The following is a 10,109-nucleotide window of genomic DNA, read 5'->3' as shown; positions in this document are numbered from 1 at the left end:
AGGAAAACACGAATTAGTGAGAAAGGTAGTGAAAATATGAGACCAATTCTGTTTGTCGATGACGATAAAGAATATGCGAAATTCTTTGTTGATTTACTAGAGAAGGAGGGGTTTGAAGTGTTGTCAGCCAATGACAGCACTTCAGCAATAACCCTTATTTCTAAAGAAGATATATCACTTTTGATAACGGATTTGTACATCGATACCATCGATGGAGTTCAACTATCCGATATCGCTAAGAATGTTCATCCAGGTATTAAAACAATTGTACTAACTGGTAATCCAACCGTTCAAAATGAATATCGGGCAATTTCAGAGAATATTGATTTATTTCTTGTTAAGGGAAAACCTGCCAAGATTGTCATGGAGTATGTTCGAAATCTATCGCAAGATTCGAATACACTTGTTCTGAAAAACCGTGTTGAACGACTTGTATCCATTGAAGAAAAACTCGAAATGGATCTGGTTTCTGGAACGGTAATGCGTAATGATAAAAACGTCGAACTGACCCCAACAGAATATTCAATTCTTAAGATCCTCCTACAAAATAAGAATGTGCTCATAACACGTCGAGATTTCATCGATAAACTGTGGGGAGAAGGGGATAATGAACGTGTTATTGATGTTCATATAAAAAATCTGCGCACGAAGTTACGATTGTTCTCGATTGCTACAGTCCAAGGACAAGGATACCGTTGGAGTGAGTAGTAATTAAGAAGTAGCGGTTTCTTCATATAATGGTAGAGAAACCTTGTGATTTAAGCATTCATACACAAAAAAACCAAATTGGAGCATGAGCCGAAAGAATCGGACAGCTTCAGTTTGGTTTTTTTACGCAAAGGATAGAGTACTACGATTGTATCTCTGCGCGTTGTTCTAAGAGTGAGTCAACAACCTTTTCTTCGTTTCGAATTCGCAATAAAGTGATAAAGTAGAATGCGAATGGAAGTATCAGTAACAAGAGTAAAGGTATTGATTGCTGAGATAGGTTTGAAAACTCGAATGAATTATTTTGAAGGTTTTGTTGCGATAAGTTAAAGACAACAGTATCAAAAACGTGAACAGTCACAGATATTTCGCTTCCTTTGTCGGTGGCATATTTTATGTGCCCAGTTCTGTCTTGGATGGGTGTAATTGTCACAGTTGTAATTGGGATCTTTGTACCAGTACTTAAATCCCATGCGTGTGCATTAGCCAGATTAATGAGTGTGGTAGGATCTAAAGATTCGATGTCAACATCCGGTTGGATGCGGAAATCATGCGCATCGATTCCTTCGTTATTGGCATCGTTAAGAATAGTTGTATCAAGAACAATGGTTATGGGTACACGTTCACTGTGTTGACGTCCTTGGTCATCCACCGTATAAACAATTGTGAAATAAGTGCCTGCTTCCTTAACTTGTTTTAATTCTTCGGGTGTCAACACGTCTTCTTCTGCATGAAGCGGTGTTATAACAGTGCATGTCGCAAGAAGTAAGCTGAATAGAGCTAGTGTCAATTTAAAGGATTTCATAGGCGCCATCCTTTGGGAGTCGAATTAAGATGCAAATTTCATCGTTATCAGTGTTTAGGTTGTATTGTGCATTCAAAATCATACAAAGGTCTTTGATAAGGAACAGACCATTACCACTGCTGTATTTATTACCCAGCGTGGCTTGGGACTTGGAAAACAAGTTTTCGCTCAGACGCATGTTCTTAATATTGTTCGGTGAACTTTGATTTTTGAATTTAAAGATGACTTCGTGATCTTCTTCAGTGATGGTTATGGATACTTCAGAATGGTCGGTGGCATAGTTTAATGCGTTTGAGATTAAGTTATGCATTAACAATTGCAATGCAGCTTTGTTTGTAGTAAGAAAGAGCGTGTCATGAGTGATGTAGTCTAGTGTAACATCTTTGGTCATTATGATTGGCTTAAATCCCTTTATGATTTCAAAGAAAACGGGGATGACATCAAAGTGTTCTTGTGTTAACGCATTATCGAAACTGGATTCCTTGAGGATGCCTAGGACTTCGTTGATGCGGTTCATGAGGCGCACATTTTGTGATAAGTTTAGATTTACAATATCTGTTGTTTCTTGTGAGGGATGTTTGAGCCGCGACAAATACAATTCGTTCTCAAGCATAAGTTGGTAGATCGGGGACTTTAAGTCATGAATAAAAGATTTTGAAACGGTAATAGTATTGGCGAGACGTTCTCTTTTTCTTTCCAATGAAATTTCGAGTTGTGAGTACTTCTGTGATACTTGACTTATATTGTGCTCCAATTCTTGGGAGAATTCGAACAGTTCTTCATTAATGACATCGCTGCCAGCATCAATGCGGTCGAATTCATAATTTCGAATCGCTGAGATGGCAGTTTTCAATTGATTGAGAGGAGCGCGAAGACGATTTCTCAAGAGATAAAGCAGCATAAGGGTAATAAGACTTCCAAAACCAACAAAGATTGTTTGGCGTAGTAAGTATGTCGAAGTTACTGATGACGTATCGGGCTTATAGATTGCATACCATAAATCGAAGGTATCATATTCTCCTTGTGCTTCATAGATAATGGCATTTCGATTTAAGATTCCAGTTTTGATGTAAACATCAGAAAAAGGAACTGTCGCATAAATAACCTCCTCGCTTGAGTTTAGACTGATTTCCAAAGATTGCGTCTCGGTAATAGCATTGAGCTTTTCACGAAGCATTGCAGTATTGTGTTTGTTTTTATCGATAGTGTCCTTAATTTCAAGTTCTAAGGATGTAATGTATTCCTGTTCATTGCGTTCGTGCTGATTTGATAACGTAATTGCGTTTATCGTGAATGCCAGAATAAGCAACAGGTATAAGATCAGCAGAAAGGTTACTGTTATTTTACTGTAAGATGTTTTCTTCATTCAATTTCCTCACTTTGATAGATGTTATAATTATACCATATATCGTATTCTTAAATGTATTTTGAGCCAGTATTTAGGGCACAAATTCGTATTTCTAAGAATGCCGGTAACTGATACAACCGTGTAAGTTATCTGATGTTGAAAGTCGACTTTTGGTCGAAGCTTTTGGTATTGAAAACTCGAGTAAAATAATGCTCTATTCGATGTTATAATCCCAATACTCAAATTTCGAGTAACAAGGTGTAAAACGATTGAATTTCAAGACACAATATAATAACCTTGACACAGGAGGTGATTCTTGTGAGAGCGATGATTAATGCGGCTTCGTTGCGACAACTTACAATAATGGAACGACTGTATATCTATAAAACATCGGAGAATGTAATGCACTTAGCGAACGAGCTTGGATGTGTGCAAAGTACAATTGTTCAAGCCGTTGAGGATATCAATGCATTCTATAATGTGCCGAAAATAATGATTGATGAACAGAGTAAGAATCTTGTGTATGAGATGATTGTAGATTTTGATGACACATCAATTTACCGGCAGTTTTATGAACAACAAATTGAATTTGAAATCCTTGAAGCGATTTTCTATGATAGCACCTACCTGCAAGGGGAGTTGGCAGAACGATTTCATATGAGTGAGTCGACGCTGAAACGAACAATTAATCGTGTTAACAAGAGTCTCAAATTAATTGGCTTTCAAATCAATTCCAATCCCTATCGTTTTCATGGTCAAGAGTCTAACATTCAAAATTTCTTTGTACAATATTTTCTCGAGAAACAGAAAGTTGATAACATCATTTATGCTGAAGTTCAAAGAATTTTTTCGTTAATCGAACATATAACAATCGAAAAATTTGATATTGCGGAACTTCATGGCGCAGAATCCTTGGGAAAAATGATGTTGTTTGTTTCATTGATTCGTTACAGTCAGGGTGCTAGATTTCGCGAAAATGCACAGCTTTTGAAGTTTAATCAATGGATACTTACCAACATTGCTGCAGAAGAATGGGATGTTCTTGCAAGTCATTTGAAGATTGAAATTGACCAGGAAATGGTAGGGAATGTATATTTCTTTCTTTCGCCTGAGATTTTATTTAATTCCGGGGTGATGCATTTGGAAGTTTCTGAGTTGCTACTTGATATAGCAGAAGCATTTGAACTTGAGATTACCTCCAAATATTCAACTGTGTATGCGTCAGTTCTATCGACTTGCTTTATTAATTATCGTAATAATTCATTCATCCTTTATGATCAGCATCAACATTTTTACACAAGAATGCAAATGATGTTTCCAAATTCAACAAGTAAATTGAATGATTTAGTTGTTGATTACCTACTCCGAAATCAAGATTACTTGGAGAATAATTATTTAAAATGGAACGAATCTGGGTTTAGTATTGAAGGGTTTGCGCAATTCATCATATGGACGGTGGTTGGATTTCTTCCTGGTTTGGTAGGACAAATTGAGGCTAAGGAAGATAAATTGACGATTGCTTTGGTTGTTGATTCAATAAGTGATGAAAATCGTTATGTCGTTAAGCGCATTATGTCTTTATTCGCTCACAGCGCTAACTTTGTTCATTTTCAAAATCCGGATGAAATGCTGCAATATAAAGGTGATGTGAGGGGCTGTATTACGGATCAAAAGAATGAAGTAGAAATTCCAACCCTTCGCATTGAGAGTCGACTTATATTCGGGGAAATTCACCGTATATCAAACTTCATCGAATTACTGAAATTAGAGCATGCTTGAGATCAATTAAGCAACGAAAAAAGTCTTCATTCAGATTCCGTTCTATGCGGAGTGAATGAGGACTTTTTGTAATAAGTCAATTTGATAGTGCGAATGTGTGTTATCCGTTAATAACTGGGGATAATATCTCCATCAACGACTTGTTTCTGAATATGTATCACTTCATCAATATTCAACAGATCATTGATCAGTTTCTTTAATTCCTGGCGGTTTGAATCGATGACGACCACAGCAATCGTGTTGTCATCGTTTTCCAATGAGAGTCCAATCGTATGGATATTGCGGATGCTGGCATCAATTTCATCGCCATTCCAAACCGTTGCATCAATATCACCGGATTTGAGCTTGTTGAGGAGTTGTGTATAACTGACTTGAATAAAGGTTACATCTTTACCCTCGCATGCTTTCTTTGTAAGTGATGCTTGGTCAATGGAGTCGTAGTCAATCCCAATACGCATGCCATCTGTAATGGCACTTGAACCAGAGTCACTGAACATAATTACGTGGTTGCTAAGGTAACTGGATACGCCAAATTCTTTGATAATCTCAATGGTATTGTTTTCTTGGATATACTTCAATGCGGCGAATTTTGATACAATCGCAAAATCGTAGCGTTGGTTCAGTATCATCTGAATGCGTCGCTGTGCACCCCGCATGTAAGCCATGTTGACAGGGATGTTTAGATTGTTTTCCATCGCAAATAAAAGTCCGGTACTTAAGCCTTCATATAAGCGAGAGTAGGGTAAGGGCATGACACCAATTAAAAAGGATATGCCAGCAAATTCTAAAAGCGTCTTAAGGTTTTTCTTACGGATAAATGTGCCTAATTGTCCTCGGGACTCCAAAACAACGGCACCAGATTGTGTTAATACTTTAATCGAGTTTTGAATTGTACCACGCGCAACATCAATCATTGATTCAAACTGTGAAACAGTTTTAATTTTCTGACCAACATCTGTAAAGATAAAATCTTTGGCGATAATTTCAATGGCTACGGCATTCTTTGTGAGTAATGATATTTTTGATGACACACAATCGTCCTCCACATTCTGTATTGCTATTATTATAACATTTTGGTTAAACGGATGATGATTATTATTGTAGAAAAGACAATTAATCATAAATCAAATTGCAATGCCCCTAATTTATGATATTATTTACCTAGTAATAAGTATGACTAAGTCTTATAGGAGGCATTATGAAACAACATATAGAACCCATGATTTCGCGTCAAACAATAGCATATCTTTCTTCTGTTGATGCGGCAGGGTTTCCAATAACTAAGGCAATTAGCAAACCTCGCAAACGTGATGGCTTGAAAGTAATGTACTTTACAACCAAGAAACCATCCACAAGTGTTGCGGACTATGAAAGAAATAATAAAGCATCTGTATTCTTTGCGGATGAAGATCGCTTCCAAAGTGCATCATTTATAGGACATATGGAAGTTGAAACTGACGCGGCAATTATTGATGAGTTGTGGGCACATGAGAATGCGAAAGTATTTTCGAAAGGTGCAACTAAGGATGAATATTGCGTACTGAAGTTTGTTGCTGATAGTGTTAAGTTTTTCAGCAATTATGAAACTGCAGTCTATGAATTATAAACTCGAAAACTGTGTTGATGATGAATACAACGATGGCCACACTGGACTTTATAAAGACCGTGTGGTCGTTGTTGTAAGAGACGGAACCGTGACGCCCAAGAAACAAGGTGTGTTCGTGAAACTATGGAAACGTGATGGTAAAAATATCCCATATGCATTCACCGATATTTTTGATTTCCTACTCATTACAGTCGCAGAAGGGTGTTTTATCATTCCTAAGAGCGCTTTGCTTGAGCATGGGTTCATTACGAGCACCTCACGGCCTGGAAAGATGGGTTTTCGTGTGTATAGACCTGTCGAGGTGTTAACCGCGCCACAGGCCATTAAAACACAGCAGTGGCAAGCAAAATACTTTGTAAGTAATGATGCGACTACCACAACCATTGATCAGATGTTTGGGATTGTTTAGAACTGTTTTGGGAGTTTTAACTACCCAAGGTGGGCAAGATATTAACCACTGTGGATATCGGCTTGTTAGTGATTATCATAAGGCAAGTTCATGAGATATGGCGAGATATCAGATTTAACACGATAAATTACAGTATAAACTTGATTAAACAGCGTATTTATGGTAAATTAATAAGGCTTATGGCACTTTGGTTCCGCTAATAAGGAGTTTATGAACCAATTTTAACCAAGAAAAGGAGATTCGATATGGGATTAAACTTAGTAAATGAAATTACAAAATCTCAATTGCGTACAGACATTCCTGCTTTCCGTTCAGGAACAACAGTCCGCGTAGACGTGCGTATCCAAGAAGGTGGAAAAACACGTATCCAAGCGTTTGAAGGTGTTGTTATCAAACGTCAAGGAAGTGGCATTGCTGAAATGTTCACAGTTCGTAAGATTTCATCAGGTGTTGGAGTAGAGAGAACATTCCCTGTACACTCACCAATCATTGATAGTGTAACAGTATTACGCCGCGGTAAAGTCCGTCGTAGCCGTCTATACTACCTACGCGAACGTTCAGGTAAATCAGCACGTATTGCAGAAATTCGTTAATAGCCGTATTTATACGGCTTTTTCTTTATTATAAAGGGGTGCATTGTTCATGAGAGAAAAAAAAGATGATAAATTTTTACTGTTAATTAAAGACTTTATCAAGAGTTTGGCGTTCAGCTTAGTTCTTGTAATCATAATTACACAGTTTTTAGCACGACCTGTCCGCGTAGAAGGATTATCAATGTATCCGACATTGGATAACCATGAAGCCGGATTTTCGAACATACTCGGCGTTAAAATGTCAGAAATTCAACGTTTTGACATTGTCGTTGTATATTTAAAAGAACAAAACAAATATATCGTAAAACGTGTTATTGGACTTCCTGGGGAGACCATTGAATTTCGCAACGATATTTTATATGTAAATAATGAACCGGTGGAAGAACCGTATCTTGATAACGATTATGCAAATGATTGGAAACGAGAAAACGATCGAAAATTTACCGATGATTTACCTGCACGCACAATTCCTGAAGGTCAGTATTTCTTGATGGGGATAACCGTCAGAAATCAAGTGACTCACGTCACTATGGTGCCTTTAATAAAGGAGATATTAAGAGTAAGGATGTTTTTGTATTCTTACCATTCACAAAAATAAGACATGTAGGAAGGTGATTTGATGTCACAAGTTCACTGGTATCCTGGCCATATGGCCAAAGCCATGCGTTTAATTGAAGAACAAATTAAAGTTGTTGATTTTGTCATTGAATGTCGCGATGCGCGTGCACCATTTTCAACGCGTAACCCCGCACTTTCAAAATCAATTGGTCAAAAAAGACGCCTTATCGTTTTAACAAAAAAAGATTTAGCAGATCCTAAGGAAACAGAGAAATGGGTCGCTCATTTGGAAGAAGAAGGACATGTTGTATTGGTTGTTGACGTGATCCATGATGCGGTAAAGAAACTTTTATTAGAGAAATCAGAAATTGTCCTCAAGGATAAAAGAGAACGTGATGCGCGTCGTGGGATTCGTCCACGTCAATCACGAGCACTTATTGTTGGTGTTCCCAATGTTGGAAAGTCGAGTATTATCAATCGCATTGCATCACGCAAAGCTGCTGGTGTTGAAAACAGACCGGGGGTAACCCAAGCACTAAAACTTATTAAAGTGTCCGAAGAATTGGAATTAGTCGATACTCCAGGTGTTCTTTGGCCTAAGTTTGAGTCCCAAGATATGGGGATTCATTGTGCACTTATTGGCTCTGTTAAGGACACAGGCTACCCACTTGAGCTCATCACGGATCATGCTCGCGATTACTTGATTGAAAATAAACAAGAAGTCCTTAAAGACCGATATAACATGACCTCCTATGATAACTTTTACCAACAAATTGGGACATTCCGTGGTTTGTTGACTGAAGGTGGCGAAGTTGATGATGACAAAGTTCGCATTACATTCTTGAATGATGTTCAAAATGGAAAACTGGGAAGACTCACATGGGATCGCTTGTAACCGAGTTTGAATCGAAATATTGGGCAGAAGATAAAACAGTCGTTGGCATTGATGAAGCAGGACGTGGCCCAATGGCAGGACCCTGTGTTGTATGCGGTGTTGTCTTTCCAATTGGATTTGACAACGAGCTTATCAATGATTCCAAGAAACTCTCAGCGAAGCGTCGTTTGGAATTAGTGGATATCATTAAAGAGAATGCGTTATGGTATCAGGTTGAGATTATTGAACCAGAAGCAATTGATCATGATAATATTTATCGTGCAACGCAAAAAGGTATGGAGCGGATTGCGTCTGCAGCACCATGTGATGCAGTATTGACGGATGCCATGCCGCTCATTGATGCTCCAAAACCATTTGAGGCCATCATTAAAGGGGATGCGCGCTCGTTATCAATTGCTGCCGCAAGTATCCTTGCGAAAACAATCCGTGATCAGATTATGATTGAACTCGATATCATCTTTCCACAGTATGGATTTAAAAACCATAAGGGTTACGGTACGAAGCAACATAAAGAAGCAATATTGAAATATGGTCGTTCACCAGTCCATCGTGAATCATTCCGTTTTAAAGATGAAGACCAAATATCATTGGATATTTAGTCTTTTTTTTCGAAACACGAATGATTCCTAGGATTTGTCGATGTGCTATCTTATTTATGATTGGTGATAAAGAATGCGTGAATACATAAAAAATGTTGCAATTCATTACAAAGGTGATTATGCTAAGATGCATCGACATATTGTTGATAAACGGCCCATTCCAACTTATCCATATGAGGGTTTCTACCTTTGCATGGGTGATCGTGACTACCCACTTTGTTTTTATCAATTGGATTGTCCGCCTTATATTTTATTCTATAAGGGGAATATCGAATTGATAAATTCACGATGTATCGCGGTCATCGGGAATCGAAGGCCAAGTGAGTATAGCTTGAACATGACTGAAATTTTCGTGAATGCGAAAAAAATGTCGTATACTATAGTTTCAGGACTTGCTTATGGTATTGATGGACAAGCACATAAGAGTGCATTGGATCATCAAACAATTGCGATTGTTGCCACAGGATTGGATTACTGTTATCCTCCGGAACACCGCAGCTTAATGGATGAAATTGCCCGTAACCATCTTGTATTAAGTGAGTATCCTGAAGGTGTCCGACCGATGAAACACTTCTTTCCCTTTCGCAATCGCTTGATTGCTTGTTTGGGTGAAAAGACGGTTGTGATGAGTGCACGTCTGAAAAGTGGTACAATGCGTACCGTAGATATCACGTTGAAATTAAACAAAGAAGTTATATGTTTGCCACACCCCATTACGGATTCATCAGGCATTGGATGCAATCAATTGATTCAAGAAGGTGCCACAGTGTTGACAAACATGAAAGATTTATACAATATATAAAATAAGG

At 38.0% G+C, this 10,109-nt stretch carries 11 protein-coding genes and 1 pseudogene; 9 read left to right on the top strand and 3 right to left on the bottom strand.

Going from position 1 to position 10,109, the window contains the following annotated elements:
* Positions 1-36 precede the first annotated feature (36 nt).
* Positions 37-708, top strand: a complete 672-nt coding sequence (locus G7062_RS08850; RefSeq protein ID WP_166065561.1) for a response regulator transcription factor — start codon at positions 37-39, stop codon at positions 706-708.
* A gap of 142 nt (positions 709-850) precedes the next feature.
* On the opposite strand, the gene G7062_RS08845 is transcribed toward G7062_RS08850, so the two are convergent.
* Together G7062_RS08845 and G7062_RS08840 are read right to left on the bottom strand one after the other, a co-directional pair.
* A complete protein-coding gene (locus G7062_RS08845) occupies positions 851-1,513 on the bottom strand; it encodes a hypothetical protein (protein WP_166065560.1) in 663 nt (220 codons plus the stop codon).
* A complete protein-coding gene (locus G7062_RS08840) occupies positions 1,500-2,879 on the bottom strand; it encodes a sensor histidine kinase (RefSeq protein WP_166065559.1) in 1,380 nt (459 codons plus the stop codon). The genes G7062_RS08845 and G7062_RS08840 overlap by 14 nt, the downstream gene beginning before the upstream one ends.
* 309 nt (positions 2,880-3,188) lie before the next feature.
* On the opposite strand from G7062_RS08840, the gene G7062_RS08835 reads away from it, so the two are divergent.
* A complete protein-coding gene (locus G7062_RS08835; RefSeq protein ID WP_240915996.1) occupies positions 3,189-4,640 on the top strand; it encodes a helix-turn-helix domain-containing protein in 1,452 nt (483 codons plus the stop codon).
* Positions 4,641-4,747: 107 nt separating this feature from the next.
* Here the strand turns inward: G7062_RS08835 and yhfZ are convergent, their stop codons facing one another.
* Positions 4,748-5,671 (bottom strand): GntR family transcriptional regulator YhfZ, encoded by a 924-nt coding sequence (yhfZ, locus tag G7062_RS08830; protein ID WP_166065557.1) that lies wholly within the window; start codon positions 5,669-5,671, stop codon positions 4,748-4,750.
* Positions 5,672-5,838: 167 nt separating this feature from the next.
* Here yhfZ and G7062_RS08825 point away from each other — a divergent pair, with 167 nt between their 5' ends.
* From G7062_RS08825 to dprA, 7 genes and pseudogenes are all read left to right on the top strand, one after another.
* Positions 5,839-6,246: a pyridoxamine 5'-phosphate oxidase family protein gene (locus tag G7062_RS08825; RefSeq protein ID WP_166065556.1), complete on the top strand. Its 408-nt coding sequence runs from the start codon at positions 5,839-5,841 to the stop codon at positions 6,244-6,246.
* Entirely contained in the window at positions 6,236-6,655 is a 420-nt protein-coding gene (locus G7062_RS08820; RefSeq protein ID WP_166065555.1) for a MepB family protein, read from the top strand. The genes G7062_RS08825 and G7062_RS08820 overlap by 11 nt, the downstream gene beginning before the upstream one ends.
* A gap of 245 nt (positions 6,656-6,900) precedes the next feature.
* Positions 6,901-7,248: a 50S ribosomal protein L19 gene (rplS, locus tag G7062_RS08815; protein WP_166065554.1), complete on the top strand. Its 348-nt coding sequence runs from the start codon at positions 6,901-6,903 to the stop codon at positions 7,246-7,248.
* 49 nt (positions 7,249-7,297) lie between these two features.
* Positions 7,298-7,863 (top strand): annotated as a pseudogene (gene lepB / locus G7062_RS08810) (signal peptidase I).
* A gap of 4 nt (positions 7,864-7,867) precedes the next feature.
* Entirely contained in the window at positions 7,868-8,701 is an 834-nt protein-coding gene (gene ylqF / locus G7062_RS08805) for a ribosome biogenesis GTPase YlqF (RefSeq protein ID WP_166065553.1), read from the top strand.
* Entirely contained in the window at positions 8,686-9,300 is a 615-nt protein-coding gene (locus tag G7062_RS08800; protein WP_166065552.1) for a ribonuclease HII, read from the top strand. The genes ylqF and G7062_RS08800 overlap by 16 nt, the downstream gene beginning before the upstream one ends.
* Positions 9,301-9,373: 73 nt before the next feature.
* Entirely contained in the window at positions 9,374-10,102 is a 729-nt protein-coding gene (dprA, locus tag G7062_RS08795) for a DNA-processing protein DprA (protein ID WP_166065551.1), read from the top strand.
* Positions 10,103-10,109: the final 7 nt, after the last annotated feature.

This window comes from Erysipelothrix sp. HDW6C (assembly GCF_011299615.1).
Classification (GTDB): Bacteria; Bacillota_I; Bacilli_A; order Erysipelotrichales; family Erysipelotrichaceae; genus Erysipelothrix.
The sequence above is the reverse complement of the archived record's forward strand: the minus strand, read 5'-3'. Positions and strand labels throughout refer to the sequence as shown.